Source organism: Aliidiomarina soli, from assembly GCF_003986975.1.
GTDB classification, from domain to species: domain Bacteria; phylum Pseudomonadota; class Gammaproteobacteria; order Enterobacterales; family Alteromonadaceae; genus Aliidiomarina; species Aliidiomarina soli.
Map to the genome: position 1 here is coordinate 76,784 of NZ_PIPO01000006.1, position 20,180 is coordinate 96,963.

Below are 20,180 nucleotides of genomic sequence, written 5' to 3' on the forward strand. Positions count from 1 at the left end.
TCACTTGATAGTATGGGCAATAGCAAACCAGAAAGGCGGTGTGGGTAAAACCACCACCACGGTCAGTTTAGGCGGCATGCTGGCAGAAAAAGGTAAGCGAGTGCTACTTATCGACACCGACCCGCATGCGTCACTAACCTATTATTTCGATATAGACGGCGAGGATGGCAGTGCCACCCTCTATGACCTGTTCATGCACGGTAAAGAAGTGGATAAAGAACAGGTCACCAAGGTTATACAGTCGACCCGGTTTGAAAATTTATCGGTCATGCCAGCGAGTATGGCACTGGCTACTTTAGACCGTAAGCTGGGCCCGCAAAGCGGAATGGGTTTGTTATTGCGCCGCGTGCGTAAATTACTTGAAGATGATTTCGACTTTATTTTAATCGACGTCCCGCCGGTACTGGGCGTCCTTATGATCAACGCACTGGCGGCTGCAAACCGGGTTATTGTACCAGTGCAGACCGAGTTCCTGGCGCTGAAAGGCCTTGACCGAATGATGGGTACGCTGGACATGGTGCAGGATTCAAAGGGCCTGACCCACGATATCACCATAGTACCGACCATGTATGACCGACGTACCAAGGCGTCTTTGGAAGCCTATCAGGAACTGCGACGCAAGCATGGCAAGTTAGTGTGGAATGGCATGATCCCGATCGACACCAAGTTCCGTGACGCTAGTACCGCACAGACCCCGATTTCGATGTATGCAAAAGGCAGTCGGGGGGCGTTTGCGTATAAAGGGTTGTTGCAGGTCTTGCTAAGTCAGGAGGTCTCCGCATGAGCCGCGACCAAAAGTTAGCAATGCATGAATACCTTGACGCTTTGCTGTTTGATGAAAAAACGCCTGCCAGTCAGCCCGAGTCGGCCCCAGTAGCAGAGAAGAACACAGCTGAGCTCGAACGGCTGCTGGCTCAGGCCACCTTGCGTGACCAAGAACAAGAGCAGGTCCAGGCGAAAGCCCAAGCTGAACAGGCCGCAGCTGCGAAAAAGCAGGCCGAACAGCAGCGACTGCTTGAACTGGAACGTCAGCAAGAGGCCGAAATGGCAGCGCAGCTTGAGAAGCAGGCTGAGCAAACGCAGGGCGAAGCATTAATAGATGTGCCGCCGCCCCCGGTTAGCAACATGGAAAACTATAAACAGGGCGATTTTCAGGCGCTGTTTTTTAGTGTCGCCGGGCTCAAGCTGGCAGTACCACTGAAAAGTCTGGGTGGTATTCACCAGTGGAAAGAAGCGAATACAATTTTTGGCAAGCCGGACTGGTACCTTGGTATCATGACCAACCGCGACGAAAAGCTCAATGTAGTCGATACCGCGCGTTGGGTCATGCCAGAGAAATACACAGCAGAGTTGGCAGAATCAATTAATTATCAGTACCTTATTATGCTTGGCGAAAGCCAGTGGGGGCTAGCATGTGAAACCCTGGTGACGACAGAGTCGTTGTCACCAGAAGACGTTCAGTGGCGCAAAGGCGAAGGCTCTAAGCGCCCCTGGCTGGCGGGCGTGGTGCGCGAAAAAATGTGCGCCATTCTCGACGTCGATGCTATGGTAGACATGCTGGAAAAAGGTTTAAACAGTCAGGACTAAGCGCCTGACTCAATGGAGTAACGGTGAGCACTATGAGCGACAAATACGATAATCGCAGTCTTAAGAACCAGACCGCCAAAGAAGGCGACGACCAGATCCTGCAATGGGTGACCTTCCGTTTAGAAGAGGAAACCTACGGCATTAATGTAATGCAGGTCCAGGAAGTGCTTCGCTACAGCGAAATTGCGCCAGTTCCTGGAGCACCTGACTACGTGCTGGGAATCATTAATCTGCGTGGTAACGTGGTAACCGTCATCGACACCCGCACCCGTTTCGGCCTGCCAACTCACGAAGTGACCGAAAATAGCCGTGTGGTTATTATCGAAGCAGAGCAACAGGTTATTGGCATCCTTGTCGATAGCGTTGCCGAAGTAGTGTACCTGCGCACCTCAGAGATCGACAGTGCGCCAAATGTCGGCACCGAAGAAAGCGCTAAGTTTATTCAGGGCGTAAGTAATCGCGATGGCGAACTATTAATTCTGGTCGACCTCAATAAGCTACTTACTGACGAAGAGTGGGATGAGATCTCGCGTATTTAATCGCGATCCCGTAAGCACAGGACATCATGCACTTGTTATTTGCTAATTGGTTGAGTATGAGCATTGCGCTGGCCGCGTTGGCCGGCGTTATTGTTGTCGTAATAGCGCTGGTTAGACAGCGCCATGATATGGTGCGGACCGCCCAGGCGATTACCGATGCTGCCCAGGTATCGGCGAAAGCCGTTGCCGAAACAGCCGCCGAGAAAGCGGCCAAAGCCGCAGCCAGAAAAGAAACACAAACCGCTACAGAGCCCGTCATTGCAACCCAGCAAAAACTGGATGAGCAGTTTAGTGCGCTGGAGAAAACTCAGCAGGCATTAGAACAAAGCTTCGCTGAGTTACGCCAACAACAGGAAGCACTGCAAGCGCAACAAAAGTCGCTGCAGGATATGCAAAACTCACTGGAAGAACGCCAGGCTGACGTCGAAGAACAAACCCCCGAAAGCCGTTTCTACCAACGCGCCGCGAAATTGGTCGAAAAAGGCGCCAGTGTCGAAGACCTGATGAAAGACTGCGAAATCCCCCGCAACGAAGCCGAACTACTCATCTCCCTCCACCGCCGGGACTAACCCCGCACGCGGGTCCGCACGGCACAGTGACATTTGGCTGTGCGGGGGAGAAGGTGAGTGTTTCCCGGGACGCCGTAAACCCATCCCTGGGGGCTTGACGGCCGCATCCCTGCGGCCGACACCCGGCAAAGCACATCTCCTTCTCCCCCGCGCCAAATGTCACTGTGCCTTAGCGCCTAGCGGGTTTTCCCTGCAATCCTCGAATATAAAGTGCTCTAGGGTTACCTGGATGCGAGTATGAATGGGCGTGGCCAGGTTGGCGCGGAGTATCAGACGATGTGCTTTGCTGGGCGTCTCGCGCAGGGATGCGCGAGCCGAGCCCCCAGGGACGGGTTTACGGCGTCCCAGCAAACACATGTCTGATGCTCCGCAAAGCCAACTTGGCCAGGCCCATTCCTCCCCCGCACAGCCAAATGTCCCGGAGCCCTTAAGCATGAGCCCGGCGGGTCAGGCTTTGAGGTCGAGCCAGGTGGCGAAGGCGATGAGTTCGGCGATGATGACGTAGAGTTCACGCGGGATTTCGTCGCCGACGTCGAGGCGGGAGAGGAAGTTGGCGAGTTCGGGATCTTCGTGGACAAGGACGTTGTGCTCTTTGGCGAGGCGGATGATCTCGTCGGCGAGTTCGTTGAAGCCTTTGGCGATGACGGTTGGGGCGGCGCTGGGGTCATGGTTGGCAGGTCCTTTGTTGCCAGAGTAGTAGAGGCCTATGGCGCGCTTTTCTGGTTTATCTGCCATCTTAGCCTCCCACTTTTACGAGTTCGTGGGGTTGAGGGGCGAGGGTTTGTGGTACCCGGCCGACGTGGACTTCGCTGTCGAGATGCTGAATGCCGGCTGCCTTGAGTTTGCTGTCGAGGCGTTTGAGGTGTTGCTGTACGGTCTCTCGTTGTGCTTCGCTTTGGGTGTATAGGCGGAGCTGGGCACTTGGTGCCTGTTCGTCGTTTTGTTGCTGCTGGTAACGGCCTTTGGCGAGAATAGGGCCGGCATTGCTGGTTTCAAAGCGCATGCTGAACAGCCAGTAGGTTTGCTGTTGCTGGTTGTGTTGGCGCGAGCGTTTACGCAGCAGGAGTTCGAGATGTCTGGGGTGTTGCTGTAACTGGTAGGGTAGCACCAGGTAGTAGTCGGGTTGTTGGTTTGCGCTGCTGTCGGCAAGCAGAACCTGACTGAGGCGTATGTCATTGAGGCTGCCCTGCAGTTGATTGCTTAAGCCACTATTGGTTAGCAGGTTTAGGAGCGGGCTTTGGACTGGGGTAGCGCCTGCTTGGGCGGAATTCGCAGGAGTGGGTTGTTGCCCGAATAGCTGGCTCAGCAACTGGCGTACGGGGCCGTCGGGCAGACGTTGTAACAATGTCAGGAGTAACATGGGTGAAAGGCTTTGCAGCCAACTGGCGGAGCTGGCGACGGGGGCGCTACTTAACGCCTGCGCCGGGTTGGTTGAGAACCATTGGCTAACCAGTGTTTTTATCGCCTCGGGCGTTAATGACTGTGGGTTAGTTGCGAGCTGACTGGCAAATACCTGAACCAGGCGCATGGCGGCGCTGTCGCCACTGGTGGTTGAGGCTACTGCGCTGTTCTGGATAGTTGGCAGCAGGTTGTGTACCTGCTGATGCTGAGCAAATAACTGACGCAGGGTCGGTGGCAAGGTGATGCGGGTTTGATTGGCAGCCGCAGCGTCGCTACGCGCGGTGCCCGGCATCGCGGTTAAGGCACTGAGTCTGGCTGCCTGTTTTGCCGCGGTGACGTTCTCGGCGCTGTTACCCTGGGCATTGCGCAGCAGGTGTTGCAGCAGGCTTTGCTTTAGGTTGCTAAGGGATGTGTCCATGGTTTGCTCCTTTCATTGCATAGTGCCGCGATCAACGACCCCTGTAAAGTCGCGAAATTGTCTGTAGTTATGGTAAAATGCCGGCCATTTAGCGATGGCAAATGGGACAACAGCCGTATGGCGCAAAGTGCTGCGTTACTCGAAGCTCGACAAGTTACCTCGGTACGCGGTGAGCGGACTCTGTTCGAGGATTTGAACCTTGCCGTGCATCCCGGGCATTTGTATCAGATTGAAGGGCCCAATGGCGCAGGCAAATCGAGTCTGCTGCGGATCATTGCCGGCCTTTTGCAGCCTCTGTCAGGGGACATCCTGTACAAAGGTGAGCTACGTCAACATGTGCGTCGCGAGTTTCTGCAAGACTTGCTGTTTATCGGCCATAAAGCGGCGGTTAAGCCGGAGCTGACCGCGCTGGAAAATCTTCAGTTTTTTGCTGCCACGCAGGGCCAGCCCTGCGCAGAACCCCCCTTTGAGTTGCTTGCTCAACTGGGCCTGGTCGGGCTGGAAGATGTCCCGGCGGCAAATTTATCCGCCGGTCAGCAACGTCGTATTGCACTGGCGCGGCTGTGGGTGTCCAGTGCGGCGCTGTGGATTCTGGATGAACCTTTTACGTCTCTGGATGTGGCGGGGATCGCCTTATTGCACCAGCGTTTTGATGCGCATCTGCAAGCAGGTGGAGCGATTATTCTGACTTCACATCAGCCACTGGACTGGGCCGGGCGTTCGTTGGTTCGTTTGCAACTGGAGTACAGTTGGTGATGGCACGAGTTTCAAATACAACGCTATTGCTGCAGCTTATTCGTCGCGACCTGAGGGTGGCGCTGCGCCAGCGCAGTGAGTTTTTGAATCCCATTATATTTTTGCTGGTGGTGATAACTTTATTTCCGTTGGCGGTTGGCCCAGCTGCTGATACGTTAGCGCGCATTGCACCGGGGGTTATTTGGGTCAGCGCATTGCTGTCTGCGATGCTCGGTCTGGAACGCATGTTTCGCGATGATTTTCGTGATGGCGCCCTGGAGCACATGTTGTTACTACCCTGTCCGGTTGAGTTGGCCGTGTTGGGTAAAGTCATCGTGCACTGGCTGCTGACAGCACTGCCGCTGCTGCTCATTTCGCCGCTGCTGGCGTTGTTGCTAAGTCTGCCAATGCAGGCATTGCCGATATTGATAGTGACCCTGTTGCTGGGCACGCCCGTATTAAGTGCTGTCGGAGCCATTGGCGTGGCACTCACGGTGAGCCTGAATCGCGGTGGTGCTTTGTTGAGTTTATTACTGTTGCCGCTGTTAATTCCGCTGCTGATTTTTGCAACGGCAGCTCTGGAAGCGGCGACATACAACCTGTCAGCCGCTGGCCCTTTAGCAATGATGGCGGCGTTTCTGGTGCTGGCGTTGGGTTTATCGCCGCTGGCAGTGAAAGCGGCCTTACAAGTGAGTGTGAATTAATATGTGGCGTTGGTTACACCCCTATGCAAAACCTGAGGCGACCTATCGTCTGAACAAAAAACTGCTGCCGTGGTTTGCCTGGCCGGGCGTTGTTCTGCTCGCGGTGGGGCTGGTCTGGGGGCTGGTATTCGCGCCTGCTGACTATCAGCAGGGCGACAGTTACCGGATTATTTTTATTCACGTGCCGAGCGCGATGTGGGCCATGGGCTTTTATGTTGGTATGGCGGTGGCGGCTTTAATTGCTGTGGTATGGCAGATCCGCACCGCCGAATGGGCACTGATGGCGATTGCCCCGGTGGGCGCGGTGCTGACCTTTATATCCTTGTTCACTGGCGCTATCTGGGGCCACCCGATGTGGGGGACCTGGTGGATTTGGGATGCGCGACTGACCTCACAGCTGATTCTGCTGTTTTTGTATCTCGGAGTGATGGCGTTGTACGTGGCATTCGAAGATCAGCGCACCGGCGCCAAGGCGGCCGGTATTCTTGCGATGGTTGGGGTGATTAATATTCCCATCATTCATTACTCCGTATACTGGTGGAATACGCTGCATCAGGGGTCGACGATTACCCAGATGGTGACCCGGCTGGAAGCGCCTACTATGCCAGCGGAGATGCTGTGGCCGCTGTTGGTAAACCTGTTTGGTTTCCTCGGTGTCTGTGCGGCACTGGTTATCATGCGCCTGAATAATGAGATTTTGCGCCGCGAAGTACGTCGGCCATGGGCTATCGCTATTCTCAAAGGAGGTCAGTAAATGGGACACTTTGACAGCTTCGCCGAGTTTATGGCTATGGGCGGTTACGCCGCGTATGTGTGGAGTGCCTTCGCTGCAACTTTTTTCTGTCTCGGCATACTAACCTGGCACACCCTCTATGTACGTAAAGCATTGCGTCGCGAAGCACTGAAACAACTGGCACGCATTGAACGAATTGAGAAAGCCCGGGCGGCAAAAGCTGCCCGCGCTACCCGTAACGATTAAATTTAGCCACTGAAGATGTAGCATTATGAACCCAAGACGTAAACGCCGCCTGACTATGGTCAGTATCATTCTGGTGACACTGGCCGCAGCAACCGGGCTGGTGCTCTATGCACTGTCACAGAATATCGATTTATTTTATACCCCGACCGAACTGGTGGAAGGCAAAGGTGCGGCTCAGGTCAAACCTGAGGTTGGCCAGCGGCTGCGCGTTGGAGGACTGGTGGTGCCGGGCAGTGTAGAACGGATTGATGACGGTTTGACCATTGCCTTTGACCTGATTGACGAAGGGCCGGCACAGATTACGGTGGAATACACCGGTATTCTGCCGGACCTGTTTCGCGAGGGGCAGGGGATTGTTGCGCAGGGCGAGTTGATTTCAGCAACCCGGATCCGTGCCAGCGAGGTGTTAGCCAAGCACGATGAGGAGTATATGCCGCCGGAGCTTGCTAAAGCACTGAAAGGTATTGAGCATGTGCCGCCAGCAAATCGACAGCAGGAAGAGAGCGACAATGGCTCAGGGGGATACCAATGATCGCTGAAATTGGACACTTTTCACTGGTCATTGCCTGTGCGTTCTCGCTCTTGCTGACTGTGGTGCCTTTGCTCGGGGTTGCCCGCCGTCACGGCGGGCAAATGGCGATGGCGCGGCCACTTACCTATGGCATGTTTTTCTTTACTCTGATTTCGTTTATCGCCCTGTGCTGGGGCTTTCTGGTCAGCGATTTCAGTATTCTTAATGTGGCACAAAACTCCAATACCCAGCTACCTGCGATTTACAAACTAACCGCAGTGTGGGGCTCTCATGAAGGGTCGTTCCTGCTGTGGATGTTGATTCAGGCTGGGTGGGCGGCTGCACTGGCATTGTTCTCCAAGCGTTTGCCGCTGGTTTTTGCCGCCCGGGTACTGGCGGTAATGGGGATGATAGGGGTCGGCTTCTATTTCTTTATGCTGCTGACCTCGAATCCGTTTGACCGCACCATTCCACTGATCCCGGTGGATGGCCACGACCTTAATCCGTTGTTGCAGGATCCCGGCATGATCATTCATCCGCCGTTACTGTACATGGGTTATGTCGGATTCTCCGTGGCCTTCGCTTTTGCTATCGCCGCTCTGTTAGGCGGGCGACTGGATGCGTCCTGGGCGCGCTGGTCGCGGCCGTGGACCATTGCGGCCTGGATATTTCTGACCGTGGGTATCGCCCTGGGTAGTTGGTGGGCGTATTACGAACTCGGCTGGGGTGGCTGGTGGTTCTGGGACCCGGTAGAAAACGCCTCCTTCATGCCGTGGCTGGCGGGTACTGCATTGATGCATTCGCTGGCGGTTTCGGAAAAACGCGGTAGCTTTAAATCCTGGACCGTGTTGCTGGCGATTGCTGCGTTCAGTTTAAGTTTACTCGGCACCTTCCTGGTTCGCTCCGGAGTTCTGGTGTCGGTGCATGCCTTTGCCACTGATCCGGCCCGTGGGACCTTTTTGCTCGGGTTCCTTGGTGTGGTCATTGGCGGCTCGTTGCTGCTGTATGCGTTACGCGCCTCGAAGGTGGTCAGCTACTCGCGCTACGAATTATTTTCCCGCGAGGTGATGCTACTGGGGAACAATGTGCTGCTCGTGGTAGCGACTATGGTGGTCCTGCTCGGAACCTTATTACCTTTGGTGCATCAGGAACTTGGTTTGGGTTCAATATCAATCGGCGAACCCTTCTTTGACCAGGTCTTTCTGTGGCTGACGATACCCTTCGCACTTATGGTCGGCCTTGGGCCGCTGGTGCGCTGGCGGCGACAAAAGTGGGCTGATATTCAAAAATCGGTGTTGCTGGCATTTGCGCTCGCGGTACTGTTGGGATGGGCACTGCCGGCTATCTTTGCAGAACGGGTCAGCGGACTGGCGGTATTAGGTCTGTTGCTGGCATTGTGGATTGTGTTTGCCTCTGTCGCTGAAATCAAAATGCGCCTCGCGCAGCGGGATAACATTCTTAGCAGCCTGGTTAAACTGGGTCCGAGTCACTGGGGTATGGTGCTTGGCCATTTGGGCTTCGCGGTGACGCTGATCGGTATAACCATGGTGCAAAACTATGAAGTGGAGCGCGACGTGCGTCTGTCCCCGGGGCAAAGTTATAGCGAACATGGCTATACCTTCCACTTCGAAGAGTTACGAGCCATCGAAGGGCCGAATTATCACAGCGATAAAGCGGTTATCCACATTACCCGTAATGAACGTGACGTTGAAACCCTGTTTACCGAGAAACGCTTTTACAATGTGCGCCGCCAGGTAATGACACAAACCGGGCTCCAGGTTGGCTTTTTCCGCGACCTCTACATTGCCCTCGGCGACGAGCTTGGCGATGGTAGCTATGCGTTTCGTATTCACTATAAACCCTTTGTACGTTGGATCTGGGCGGGTGCTTTAATTATGGCGCTCGGTGGTGCCTTGTCGATTTCTGATAAGCGCTATCGACTAAAAAGGCAGTCGGCACGGGTTATGGGACAAACATCGAAAGGGACGTCGGTATGAACCAGAAACTTAAAACGCTGATTTTTCTATTACCGCTGCTGGCGTTTATTGGCCTGGCGGGCTTCTTGTACAGTGGTCTGTTTTCGGATCCGAGCAAGCTGGAGTCGGTATTAGTCGGGCGCGAAGTGCCGCCATTTGAATTGCCGGATTTGTATAATCCGGACCAGACTCATGACCAGAGTATTCTGGGGGGTGAGCCCATGCTGCTAAACGTGTGGGCGACCTGGTGCCCGACCTGCTATGCCGAACATACATTTTTGAATACGTTGCGCGAAGAGGGCGTCTATATTATCGGTCTGAATTATAAAGACGACTCCCGTGCCGCCGCGGTTAACTGGTTACAGGAACTGGATGATCCTTATCAAATCAATCTGTTTGACCAAACCGGCATGCTGGCGTTGGATCTTGGCGTCTATGGTGCGCCGGAAACCTATGTGATTGACGCCGATGGCATTATTTTACACCGTCATGTGGGTGATATGAACCAGCGGGTCTGGCAGCAAACGGTGGCGCCAATCTTTTACCGGGCGCGTTTACAGGCGGGTCTAAGCGTGCCTGACGCGTACCGTCATTTAGCTCGCGACAGTGAGCAGGGAGGCGGTGATGAATAAAGTACTACCATGGTTGAGCCTGCTTGCGTTACTAAGTTGGACCTTGATCGCGGTACCCGTGGCAAGCGCCAGTGGTGAAACCTATACCTTCGAAACCGACGCCCAGGAGCGTCAGTATCGCCAGCTCATCAACGAACTACGCTGCCCTAAATGTCAGAATCAGACCATTGCCGATTCCGATGCGCCGCTGGCTCAGGACCTTCGCGAACGGGTTTATCAGATGACCATGGAAGGGCAGAGCCGCGGCGAGATTATCGAGTTTATGCGCGTGCGCTACGGTGATTTTGTGCATTATAAGCCGCCGCTTAATGCCAGTACGCTGGTGCTTTGGCTTGGTCCGGCGACGGTGTTGATTATCGGGGTGCTGACCATTGTGGTGATGGCGAAGCGGCAAAAGAAAGCACTGAACCTGTCGGTGCAGGAACAGCAGCGGTTGGATGCCTTGCTGAAAGAAGAGCAAAGCGACGAGCAATCTGAGGAGCAACGCCGATGATGTGGTATGCAGTATTAGCGGCGCTATTAGTAGTCGCCGTTTTGATCCTGGTGTGGGTGCGACGTCAGCAGAGCGCCGCCTATAGTATTCAGGCGTCAAATCGAACCCTATACGAAGCCCGTCGACGTGAACTCGAGGGCGAGCGTAATGAAGGGACTCTGAGCGAGAGCGATTATGATCATGCGTTGCTCGAGTTGCAGAAGAGCTTTATTGCTGAAAACGACGATGACGAGAAGCCAGTACGGGAAGAAGCCGCCAATATGTGGTTGCCAGCAGGTTTGCTGGTGGCGCTGGTGCTGGTGTTGTATTTCGTGGTTGGCGACAGCTGGAAACTTCAGCGCCAGGCGGACGACGCTATGCTGGCGTTACCCGAACTAAGCGAGCGTATTCTCGGTAATGGCAGTGAACAGCCGAGTATGGAAGAAGTGGAAACCTTCGCCTTGGGACTGCGTCAACGGCTTGACCAACAGCCGGACGCAGGAGCCTGGCTGTTATATGGGCGGGTGATGATGCAGATGCGGGAAATTGAGCAGGCTATCGAAGCCTATGAGCGCTCGTTACGGCTGGATCCCAATCGCACTGCAACTCTTATTACCCATGCGCAAGCCCTGATTATGATGGGCAGTGACAATGACCTGGCGCGTGCGGCTGGCAATATCCGTCAGGTACTTGATGCGGACGCGATGAATGCAGAAGCGCTGGGTTTATTAGGTGTGGTCGCCTTTGAGCGCGGTGATTACGCCCAGGCCAAGCAGGCTTGGGAGATTACCCTGCAGTTGCTGGATAGTAATGATCCACGCTATGCCGCCATTGAGACCTCACTGGCTCAGGTAGAAACACGACTATCCGGCGATTTGGTATATCTGACCGTTACCGTTGATATTAGTGAAACCTTGCGCAATGAAATGCCACCCCAGGCCAATCTGTTTGTGTTTGTTCGCGACCCGGACGGTAGCAGGGCCCCGGCAGCGGTTATTCGGCAGCCAGTTAGTGACTTTCCGGTCACTTTGACATTAACTGAAAATGACGCCATGGTAGACGGCCACACACTGGCAACCATCGAAAGTTGGCTGGTTAGTGCGCGTCTGACGACAGCGGAAACCATCGAAATTGGCCCTGGCGTTATGGAAGCACGCCCACGTTTATTGGAAACTGAGTCAGGTCAGCAAGTTAACCTGACGATTACTGAGATGCATTAATGAAACACAAGACGTTCTGGTCTTTTTGGCTGGTACCTGCACTGGTTCTGACCCTGTCTGCCTGCTCCAGCACTCCCGCTGAGGACGCTGCTGATAGCGCAATAACTGCCGACAGCGCTGAAGAGGATACCCCGCAACCAGAGGATGCTGGTGAACCCGAGTTTGACTTCAGCGATGATCGCGACCCCTGGGAAGAGTTCAACCGTAGGATGTGGAGTTTCAATCGCAATATTCTTGATCCATTTTTTGTGACTCCAGCGGCAACAGGTTGGTCTTATATTCCTAAGCCGGTGCGCAGCGGTCTGTATAACATGACTGAAAACCTGACAGAACCTGCCTCAGTGGTGAATAACGTACTGCAGGGTAAAGGCAAGTCATCGGCAGTCAGTGTAGGACGTTTCGTTCTTAATAGCACCATTGGCCTGCTTGGTTTCTTTGATGTTGCCACCCCGATGGGACTTGTGCAGGATAAAGAAAGCTTTGGCGAAACCCTGGCCGTTTGGGGTAGCCCGGATGGGCCCTATATTATGTTACCCGGCATAGGGCCTACCGTGGTGGTTGACCGTGGTGGTGACTTTGTCGATGACCTGTACTCGCCAACCAACTATTTTAACTTCTACGTCAGCCTGGCACGTTATGCTATTCGCGGCCTCGAGCAGCGCCTGGAAGTCAGAGAGCTGGAACCCATGCTGGAAAGCTCACTGGATGAATACGCGTTTGTACGTGACGTTTATTTTTCCTACTGGCGGGACAAAGTCTATGATGGCGAGCCGCCGCGTGAAGACCGCTGGGATCAGGACCTGGACGACTGGGATAACTGGGACGACTATAGCTGGGTAGAGGATTCTGCCAGCGATGCCAGCTGGTCAGATCGGGAAGATGAGCAGGCCTGGCAGACAATTAAGCGCGCAAACTGAGAACAGGTGCAAATAGTTGTATTGACGAATAGGCAATGCTGAATAATCATTAACCCTAAAGTATGAGCAAAGCGGAGGCGTAGATGCTCAATACACGGGTACTTTTGATTGAAGATGATCTGGTTTTTCAGCAGCTCGTCGAGCGTTTTCTTGAACAGCGCGGATATCAGGTCACCTGTGCAGATGACGGTGAGCAGGGCTGGAACTTAGTACAACAAGGCGAGTTCGATATTGTGCTGTGCGATCTGAATCTGCCGGGGCTTAGTGGGCTTGAGGTTCTTGAGCGCCTGTTACATAGCTATGCTCAGTTGCCAGTGATTGTAATATCAGCATCGGAACGGATGTCGGACATCCGCGAGGCTGTGCGCCTGGGCGCCTGGGATTATCTGGTTAAGCCGGTTGAACACTTGGAAACTCTCGATGTAGCGATTCAGAACTGCCTGCATCGTAACTCGCTGGAAGCGAGCTGGGAGCATGAGCGCTGGGAACTTGATGACCATATCGATGTGCTCTTTGACAGCGATAAAATGTCGCAGCAATTGTCTGACGATCTGACACCGCACGAACCTTTGCAAATCGGACCGTTCGAAATTACTCATCATTTGGATGATCAGGATAGCGATGCATTCTGGGTCGATTACCATCGTTTACCCGATAACAAAGCAATTGCGGTGATGGCCAACGCGCAGGCACTGGCAGGTCAAAGTCTGTTATCGTTACTGGTACTTAAAACGATCTTTAACCCCATAGTCCGTGCCGCGACGACCAATCACCCAGAGATGCTGGCCAACCCCCATAAAATTCTAGAGCGGCTCAATGCTGAGCTGTGTCATTCGAAAATGAAATCTGCTTTCGACATGGTTCTGCTTTGGCTTGATGGCGACAGTGGGGCCATTCACTGGGGCCATGCCGGTGACAGTCTGCGCATCAGCATGGATAGTAAGCCAGACTTGGCATTAGGGATCTGGGCTCACGCGAGTTTTAAAGCCCATCATGGGCAGGTTGCCGATGAGGGCAAGCTAAGCATCGGCAATGACCGCACCATGCTATCGATTATGCGCCCGGCGGCGGTGTCGGCGGCTTAGTATCCTCCTCCTCTCCAGTCGCTGCGGCTTGCTGCTGAAACTGCTCTGCTGCATCCTTCAGGTAAGGGCGTGCCAGGTTCAGTGTTAACGGGTGTAGCAACAGCGGATAGAACAAGCCGGCGGCGAGTAAGGCGACAATGCGCAGCCCCCAGCCTTCTAATGTGACCAGCTGCCAGAATAGTGCAGCCAGTACCAGTAGCTTCAGAAAGTTCGTCAGATAGCGTCGAGGTAGTGGCATAGTGTGTGCCGCTAACTGAATAATCTGCGCACGCTCGGTAGCCCGAAACGGCGCCAGCTCTGGGATTTTGCGGGCACTCCAGTACAATTTCATAATGACCTTGGGGTTGGCTAAGTTTGGCCTGATCATATCATTTTCGTCGCTGACAATGGTAAACTCTGACGCAGTGTATTATGACATTAAGGACAACGACGCATGACGAAGACGTCAACCAATAAAGGCCAGAAAGTCAGTAAGGTCATCATCCCGGTAGCCGGACTCGGCACTCGCATGCTACCCGCGACCAAAGCGATCCCAAAAGAAATGTTACCGCTGGTTGATAAGCCTCTTATTCAGTACATTGTTAACGAATGCGCGGCGGCTGGTTTGACCGAAATTATCCTGGTCACCCATTCCAGTAAAAACTCAATTGAAAACCACTTTGATACCAGCTTTGAGCTGGAAGCGACTCTGGAAAGCCGGGTCAAGCGCCAGTTACTCGATGAAGTCCAGAGCATTTGCCCGCCGGGCGTGACCATTATGCATGTCCGTCAGGGTGTAGCAAAAGGCCTTGGTCATGCGATTCTGACTGCTCGTCCTCTGGTTGGGGATGAACCCTTTGCGGTGGTCCTGCCGGACGTGCTGTTAGATGAGTCGACGGCTGATCTTAGTAAAGACAACATGGCCGAAATGGTACAGAGCTTTGCTAAGCAGGGTGTAAGTCAGGTGATGGTGGAAAAAGTTCCGGCAGAACTGGTCAGCAACTATGGGGTTGCTGATATTGGTGGCGCGACGCTGCAGGCGGGTGAACAGGCGCCGATCAGTCAATTGGTAGAAAAGCCGCCGGTTGAGTCTGCGCCGTCGGATCTGGCTGTAGTCGGGCGGTATGTATTCACCCGCGAGCTATGGCCGTTATTGGCCGTGACGCCAGTCGGGGCGGGTGACGAAATTCAGTTAACGGATGCGATTGCGATGCTGTTAAACAAGCAGCAGGTCAATGCATATTACATGAAGGGCAAAAGCCATGACTGTGGTAACAAGTTAGGCTACGCCATGGCATTTGTTGAATATGCCAAGCGCCATTCTGAACTCGGTGCCGAGTTTAATGCATGGTTGCAAGGGTAACCCTCAGACCTCAATCTGAGACCAGGTAAACGTAAGAAGGGCAGGTTATTAACCTGCCCTTCTTACGTTCTGAGGCCGGGAAACTAGTCTACGACAGTGACCCGGCCAGCACTTCAGGGGATAGATTCGAACTGCGGCTTTCGAGGAGTTTATCTGCTAACAGCTTGGCGCAGGGGCCGGTTTTCTCGCCTTTTGGCAGAACCAGATAAAGCAATCCACTGCGATGTGAACTGCCGTCGATAGTGAGTCGGGTTAACTCGCCACGAGTGACCGATTCCTCAGACATGTAGGTTGGCAACCAGCAAAAGCCCAAACCACTTTTAATCAAACGTAACGCCTCGTCAAAATGACTGACTGTCCAGCGCTGTTCCGCTTTTAGCCACCCTGAGGTTTCACTTGGTTTGCTGGCGGTGTCGCGAATGACAACCTGCAAATGATTGAGCAAATCGGACTGTTTAATTGGCTGAGGTAATTTGGCCAGTTCGTGTTGTGGGTGACATACCAGCTCCATGCGAAACTCAGCAAAGGGTTCGCCGAGTACACCTTTGGGAAGGTGGTGGGTAATCACCACATCCGCGCTCTGCTCGACAATTTGTTCCAGCGTACCGGTCAGCACTGTATCATCAATGATCAGGCGGCTGCCGCGGCTTTCACGGTTAAAGTCAGCGAAAATAGGGAGTAATGGTGAGCGGTTACAGACCATTTCGACGGCCAGGCGAACCTCGGGTTCCCAGCCAAAATGAAGATTGTCGGCAAGCTGTTCCAGCTCAGTGACGGTTTGGGTAAGCTGGCGCGAACGGCGCAGCATCACTTCCCCAATATCGGTAAGGTAGGCCTTTCGACCCCGCACTTCGAGTAGTTGAACTCCAAGTACCTGCTGTAGTTTAGCCACCGCATGATTTAATGATGACTGGCTTTTATTCAGCTGTTCCGCTGCATGAGCATAGCCGCCAAAATCGACAACGGCTTGCAATATGCGCCACTGCTCTACTGTGGTTTTGGGTCTGTAAATGCTCACTATAAAATCCTTACACATCCTGAATCGGAGGCTTTAACACAGCCCACAGAGATGGAATTTAGATTCTGCGAGCTGTAATGACCGCACGCAATGGTGCGGGGTAACCTTCAATAGTCTTAGAACGGTCATTTGGATCAAGAAAATCGCAAAGAGATTGGTTTTCCATCCACTCCGTTGGCCGTTGTTCCTCGGTTGTTGTGGTGTTTAAATCGACCACTTCGATGTCCTTAAAGCCGCTCCGACGCAACCATAAACAAAGGGCGTCAGTGCTTGGCAGAAACCAGACATTGCGCATTTGTGCGTAGCGGTTTTCAGGCATCAGGACGGTGTATTTATCACCTTCTACAACCAGGGTTTCCAGTACTAGCTGACCTCCCGGGCGTAGTTGTTGCCAACATTGCTTAAGGAAATCGACAGGAGAGCGACGATGGTACAAGACGCCCATAGTAAAAACTGTATCAAAAACTTGTAATGTTGGCAGCTCATCCACCCCTAAAGGTAGCAGTTCCACGTCATTTGCGAGATTAATTGGCGCATATTTTTGGATTGCTTTGAATTGCATCAGAAAAAGTTGACTCGGATCGATCCCGATTGCCATTTTCGCACCCGCCTGTTTCATGCGCCACAGGTGGTATCCGCTGCCGCAACCGATATCCAGCACGTAGCGTCCCGCTAAATCGTCAAGGTGAGGAAGTACTCGCTGCCACTTGAGGTCAGAGCGCCATTCGGTATCTATATTTAATCCGAATAAATCGAAAGGACCTTTGCGCCAGGGTTTAAATTGCTTCAGTAATGCTTCCAGTTTGGCGCGTTGTCCGCTGCTCAGATCGTCGGGTTCGCCAAAACGCACGACAGCGTCGAGGGAAACACTGGACGCTGTGGCATCAGGCAGGGTATTCAGGGTTTTAAGCCATTTAGCGAAGTCACCATGCAATTGCTCTGTTTGCCAACGATGAACCTCAGCCGGTAGCGTACGCAACCATGGAGCCAGAGGACTGGTCGCGAGACGTGCGTAAAACGGGCCGTAATCAATCATGAGTGTCCTTGGTTGAGTCAGGCTTGATAGCAAAGATCGAGCAGAAATTGTAGCAACGATACCATGCCTGAGCGTGACTAAAGCCCACGCGCTGCAAACGGTCGAGATGTTCAGACAGGCTATTCAACTGCATAACATTCTCGATAGCGGCGCGTTTTTGGCTTATTTCAAGTTCACTGTAACCATTGTCGCGTTTGAACTCATGATGGAGGTCAATCAGCAGATCGTTGCAACGGCTGTCTTCGTCGCGCACTTTTTCGGACAGTATTAACACGCCGCCTGGGGTCAGTGCCTGATATAGACGGCTGAGTAATGCTTCGCGTAGCGCAGGTTCAATAAACTGGAGGGTGAAGTTCAGTACCACCACCGAGCAAGGCTGATAGTCCTGATTAAGGATATCGCCCAGCCGTATTTCGACGGGGGTCTCACCACGAAACGCATTAACGTGCTTGCGACAGCGCTCGACCATGGCCGTGGAGCTGTCGATGCCAACAATCAAACTATTTGCGGCAGGATTGTTTTGCTTCATCGCCAGCGTCGCAGCACCAAGTGAGCAGCCTAAGTCGTAGAGCAGGGTGTCTGGCTGGGCAAAGCGTGCCGTAAGTCGGCCGATACCATGAACGATGGTCGCATAGCCGGGAACTGACCGGTTGATCATATCGGGAAATACGTCCGCTACGCGTTCGTCAAAGCTGAAATCCTGGATCTCAGCATGGGGCTGGGCATAGATAGCGTCGTGATTTGTTACTTTTTTGTTTGCAGTATCAGTCATAGTGGTGAGAAAATAAGCCTCATTGAATGAGCTGAATTGTAACTGATGCGGCGCTTGGCAACCAGTTGAGAAGAACGTTAATGAGAAAACAAGTGCGTCGGGGATTGATTTGGCTAATGCTAGCGCTGCTCCTTCAGACGGGGGCGGCCCATGCTGCACCCACTGAAACCACCATACGAATTGCGGTCGAAGCAGGCAAACCTCCTTATACCCAGTTACTCAGGGATATTACCCTGGTTGGCGCAGAGCAGTCTGCCCTTGAGGTAGAACTTTACGTGTTGCCGGGTGCGGACTTCCGTCACGCGTTGACAGCCCCTGGTGATACTCAGATCGACTGGTTCGCCGGGGTACGGCAAAGCGAGATTGAGCAACATGGATTCGTCGCTGGACCGGTATTGCTGGAAGAAGCGATTTATATTTTCAGTCGTCGCAGCATGCCCCATGTTGCTGATCTCGGTCATGCGTCCGGGTATGTATTGGGGGTTGTTGCTAACAGTAGTGCTGCGCGCTGGGTCAGCGCGCATCATACAGAACAGACCACACGCCGTTTTGCCGATGCAGAGTCGATGCTGGCGGCAGCACTGGCGGGCGAACTGCACGTCTTCCTGGCCAGCCATTTTGACCTGAGTGAACAGGGGCAGTTAAGCGAGCTACTGACGCAGTTTCCGCTCGATCGTCGAGTTCAGCTTTTTAGTGAACCGCGCTATTTAGCCGCGCGCCATGCTGATACGCGTCTCGCTATGATCCAGTCGGCCTTGGAATTCTCCAGTACCGAGCAATTACGCTTGCTCCACGTTCGGGCTAATAGTGGCCTGACGGGGTTAGTCTCGGTGCAACTGGATGAACTGATTTGGCTCGATCAGCGGGAGAGCATCCGGGTAGGTGTGCCGGATGACTCTACGCCCGTACTTTATTTTAATCGGCATGGGGAAGCTGTGGGTCTGGATGCTGACTTTCTTGGCCTGATTGAGTCGCGAACACCACTCAGTTTTAACTACGTGGGCTGTGGTACCTGGGAACAGTGCATTGAGGCGCTGGCCCGCCGTGAGATTGATGTGCTGAGTTTTCTAAGCGATACCGCGGAACGTCGTGACTTCGCCGTATTTACCTCCGTTTATTGGCAGACCCCCTGGGCCCTGGCCTCCAGCGACGCCAACCCGGTCGATGCCAATGACCTCGATGAACTGCAGGGTAAGACCCTGGCCTTAACCCGGGGGTATGTGAACAATGCCGAGATAGCGCAAACCGAGGGGATTAAGGTGGTCTTAGTTGATGCGCCGGGCCAGGGGTTGCAGGCAGTGCTTGAGGGGAAAGCTGATGCCTATATGGACAGCCTGCCGCTACTGGTTGAGCGAATGCGGGAACAGCATACCGGAACCTTGCATTTGTCTATTCTGCGCGACTACCCCGGAGATCAGGTCAACTTTGCGGTGCGCAACGACTGGCCAGTGCTGCGCGATGTGATGCAACGGGCGGTTGATACTCTGACTTATGATGATCGCGCAGCGATTACCGAGCGCTGGTTTGATGTGCAGTATGAGGAAGGGCTGAGCTTTGAGCGTATGCGCCGCTGGTTGATTTGGGGAGCGTTGATTTTTGTTGCCGTGGTCGCTGCCTTTTGGTTCTGGAACAGTCAGCTCCGTCGTGAAGTGCGACGTCGCATGCGCGCCGAGCGACGAATGCGTTATCTCGCCCGCCACGACGAACTGACTGGGTTACCGAATCGCCATTTATTGCGTGACAGCCTGCAGCAGACGCTCGCCAGTCATGAGCGCTACCGACGACAGTTTGCCTTGTTATTTCTTGATTTGGATGGCTTTAAGGCAATCAATGACGAACTTGGTCACGACATAGGTGACGAATTACTAAAACAAGTGGCGTCGCGTTTGCGTAAAAATTTACGCAAACAGGATATTTTGTGTCGTTTTGGTGGCGACGAATTTGTTGTGGTGCTGACTGAGCAACAGTCGGCGCAACAAAGCACGCAGGTGGCTGAAAAACTGGTCAAGCTGATAGTCGAACCTTACCAGTTAAAAGACAGTCGCGGCCATGGGGGAACAGCTGAGGTGAGCGTGAGTATAGGCGTTGCTATGTATCCGCAGCATGGAGACGATGCAGCCACGTTAATGCGCCGCGCAGATAAAGCGATGTATGAGGTAAAAAGCCAGGGTAAAAATGGGGTGATGCTGGTGACAGGGAATGGCGATGCGCGGCCCGCGAAGGATGACATTTAGGCGCAGTCCGATATACTATGCGCCTACTTTGAA

Annotated in this window: 23 protein-coding genes; 17 read left to right on the top strand and 6 right to left on the bottom strand. The window is 53.6% G+C overall.

The genetic code is table 11. The features are described 5' to 3' along the window. Positions 1-4 precede the first annotated feature (4 nt). Genes CWE14_RS12795 through CWE14_RS12810 form a run of 4 tightly spaced genes read left to right on the top strand, consistent with a single transcriptional unit; the run spans position 5 to position 2,695 of the window. Positions 5-784, top strand: a complete 780-nt coding sequence (locus tag CWE14_RS12795; protein ID WP_126799735.1) for a ParA family protein — start codon at positions 5-7, stop codon at positions 782-784. Then, a complete protein-coding gene (locus CWE14_RS12800) occupies positions 781-1,587 on the top strand; it encodes a chemotaxis protein CheW (RefSeq protein ID WP_241972407.1) in 807 nt (268 codons plus the stop codon). Before CWE14_RS12795 ends, CWE14_RS12800 begins: the two co-directional genes overlap by 4 nt. Before the next feature lie 32 nt (positions 1,588-1,619). Further along, positions 1,620-2,126 (top strand): chemotaxis protein CheW, encoded by a 507-nt coding sequence (locus tag CWE14_RS12805; RefSeq protein ID WP_126789191.1) that lies wholly within the window; start codon positions 1,620-1,622, stop codon positions 2,124-2,126. A 26-nt stretch (positions 2,127-2,152) separates the two neighbouring features. Continuing rightward, a complete protein-coding gene (locus CWE14_RS12810) occupies positions 2,153-2,695 on the top strand; it encodes a DUF2802 domain-containing protein (protein WP_241972408.1) in 543 nt (180 codons plus the stop codon). 447 nt (positions 2,696-3,142) lie between these two features. On the opposite strand, the gene CWE14_RS12815 is transcribed toward CWE14_RS12810, so the two are convergent. Together CWE14_RS12815 and CWE14_RS12820 are read right to left on the bottom strand one after the other, a co-directional pair. Next, positions 3,143-3,430, bottom strand: coding sequence for an EscU/YscU/HrcU family type III secretion system export apparatus switch protein (locus tag CWE14_RS12815; protein WP_126799736.1), 288 nt, complete (start codon positions 3,428-3,430; stop codon positions 3,143-3,145). A 1-nt stretch (position 3,431) separates the two neighbouring features. Further along, positions 3,432-4,514, bottom strand: coding sequence for a hypothetical protein (locus CWE14_RS12820; protein WP_126799738.1), 1,083 nt, complete (start codon positions 4,512-4,514; stop codon positions 3,432-3,434). A gap of 117 nt (positions 4,515-4,631) precedes the next feature. Here CWE14_RS12820 and ccmA point away from each other — a divergent pair, with 117 nt between their 5' ends. The 11 genes from ccmA (at position 4,632) to CWE14_RS12875 (ending at position 13,745) form a co-directional block, all read left to right on the top strand. Next, entirely contained in the window at positions 4,632-5,270 is a 639-nt protein-coding gene (gene ccmA / locus CWE14_RS12825; RefSeq protein ID WP_126799901.1) for a cytochrome c biogenesis heme-transporting ATPase CcmA, read from the top strand. Further along, positions 5,270-5,953 (top strand): heme exporter protein CcmB, encoded by a 684-nt coding sequence (gene ccmB / locus CWE14_RS12830; RefSeq protein WP_126799739.1) that lies wholly within the window; start codon positions 5,270-5,272, stop codon positions 5,951-5,953. Before ccmA ends, ccmB begins: the two co-directional genes overlap by 1 nt. Position 5,954: 1 nt before the next feature. Next, positions 5,955-6,707, top strand: a complete 753-nt coding sequence (locus CWE14_RS12835) for a heme ABC transporter permease (protein WP_126789195.1) — start codon at positions 5,955-5,957, stop codon at positions 6,705-6,707. Continuing rightward, positions 6,708-6,932, top strand: coding sequence for a heme exporter protein CcmD (gene ccmD, locus CWE14_RS12840; protein ID WP_126799740.1), 225 nt, complete (start codon positions 6,708-6,710; stop codon positions 6,930-6,932). It begins immediately after the preceding gene. Between the two features lie 25 nt (positions 6,933-6,957). Beyond that, positions 6,958-7,464, top strand: coding sequence for a cytochrome c maturation protein CcmE (gene ccmE / locus CWE14_RS12845; RefSeq protein WP_126799742.1), 507 nt, complete (start codon positions 6,958-6,960; stop codon positions 7,462-7,464). Beyond that, complete coding sequence (locus CWE14_RS12850) at positions 7,461-9,440, top strand: heme lyase CcmF/NrfE family subunit (RefSeq protein ID WP_126799743.1); 1,980 nt, start codon at positions 7,461-7,463, stop codon at positions 9,438-9,440. Before ccmE ends, CWE14_RS12850 begins: the two co-directional genes overlap by 4 nt. Beyond that, the gene (locus CWE14_RS12855) at positions 9,437-10,051 is read left to right on the top strand and encodes a DsbE family thiol:disulfide interchange protein (RefSeq protein ID WP_126799745.1); all 615 of its coding nucleotides are present in this window, start codon (positions 9,437-9,439) and stop codon (positions 10,049-10,051) included. Before CWE14_RS12850 ends, CWE14_RS12855 begins: the two co-directional genes overlap by 4 nt. Then, a complete protein-coding gene (locus CWE14_RS12860) occupies positions 10,044-10,544 on the top strand; it encodes a cytochrome c-type biogenesis protein (RefSeq protein WP_126799747.1) in 501 nt (166 codons plus the stop codon). The genes CWE14_RS12855 and CWE14_RS12860 overlap by 8 nt, the downstream gene beginning before the upstream one ends. Then, positions 10,541-11,743 carry a c-type cytochrome biogenesis protein CcmI gene (gene ccmI, locus CWE14_RS12865; RefSeq protein WP_126799748.1) on the top strand — a complete coding sequence of 401 codons (1,203 nt, stop codon included), beginning with the start codon at positions 10,541-10,543 and terminating at the stop codon, positions 11,741-11,743. The genes CWE14_RS12860 and ccmI overlap by 4 nt, the downstream gene beginning before the upstream one ends. Beyond that, entirely contained in the window at positions 11,743-12,660 is a 918-nt protein-coding gene (locus CWE14_RS12870) for an MlaA family lipoprotein (protein ID WP_126799749.1), read from the top strand. The genes ccmI and CWE14_RS12870 overlap by 1 nt, the downstream gene beginning before the upstream one ends. A gap of 83 nt (positions 12,661-12,743) precedes the next feature. Continuing rightward, positions 12,744-13,745 carry a response regulator gene (locus CWE14_RS12875; RefSeq protein ID WP_126799751.1) on the top strand — a complete coding sequence of 334 codons (1,002 nt, stop codon included), beginning with the start codon at positions 12,744-12,746 and terminating at the stop codon, positions 13,743-13,745. On the opposite strand, the gene CWE14_RS12880 is transcribed toward CWE14_RS12875, so the two are convergent. Beyond that, complete coding sequence (locus tag CWE14_RS12880) at positions 13,714-14,076, bottom strand: DUF6170 family protein (RefSeq protein ID WP_126799752.1); 363 nt, start codon at positions 14,074-14,076, stop codon at positions 13,714-13,716. The two genes, CWE14_RS12875 and CWE14_RS12880, sit on opposite strands and share 32 nt — an antisense overlap. 102 nt (positions 14,077-14,178) lie before the next feature. On the opposite strand from CWE14_RS12880, the gene galU reads away from it, so the two are divergent. Then, positions 14,179-15,087, top strand: a complete 909-nt coding sequence (galU, locus tag CWE14_RS12885; protein ID WP_126799753.1) for a UTP--glucose-1-phosphate uridylyltransferase GalU — start codon at positions 14,179-14,181, stop codon at positions 15,085-15,087. Between the two features lie 88 nt (positions 15,088-15,175). Here galU and CWE14_RS12890 read toward each other — a convergent pair whose 3' ends face one another. The 3 genes from CWE14_RS12890 to cmoA form a co-directional block, all read right to left on the bottom strand. Continuing rightward, complete coding sequence (locus CWE14_RS12890) at positions 15,176-16,099, bottom strand: LysR family transcriptional regulator (protein ID WP_420837105.1); 924 nt, start codon at positions 16,097-16,099, stop codon at positions 15,176-15,178. A 64-nt stretch (positions 16,100-16,163) separates the two neighbouring features. Then, on the bottom strand, positions 16,164-17,141 hold the full coding sequence (cmoB, locus tag CWE14_RS12895; RefSeq protein WP_126799757.1) for a tRNA 5-methoxyuridine(34)/uridine 5-oxyacetic acid(34) synthase CmoB: 978 nt from the start codon (positions 17,139-17,141) through the stop codon (positions 16,164-16,166). Beyond that, on the bottom strand, positions 17,134-17,913 hold the full coding sequence (gene cmoA, locus CWE14_RS12900; RefSeq protein ID WP_126799758.1) for a carboxy-S-adenosyl-L-methionine synthase CmoA: 780 nt from the start codon (positions 17,911-17,913) through the stop codon (positions 17,134-17,136). Before cmoA ends, cmoB begins: the two co-directional genes overlap by 8 nt. Positions 17,914-17,993: 80 nt before the next feature. Between cmoA and CWE14_RS12905 the strand changes: the two genes are divergently transcribed. Continuing rightward, positions 17,994-20,147, top strand: a complete 2,154-nt coding sequence (locus CWE14_RS12905; RefSeq protein WP_126799759.1) for a diguanylate cyclase domain-containing protein — start codon at positions 17,994-17,996, stop codon at positions 20,145-20,147. The last annotated feature ends 33 nt before the right edge of the window (positions 20,148-20,180 follow it).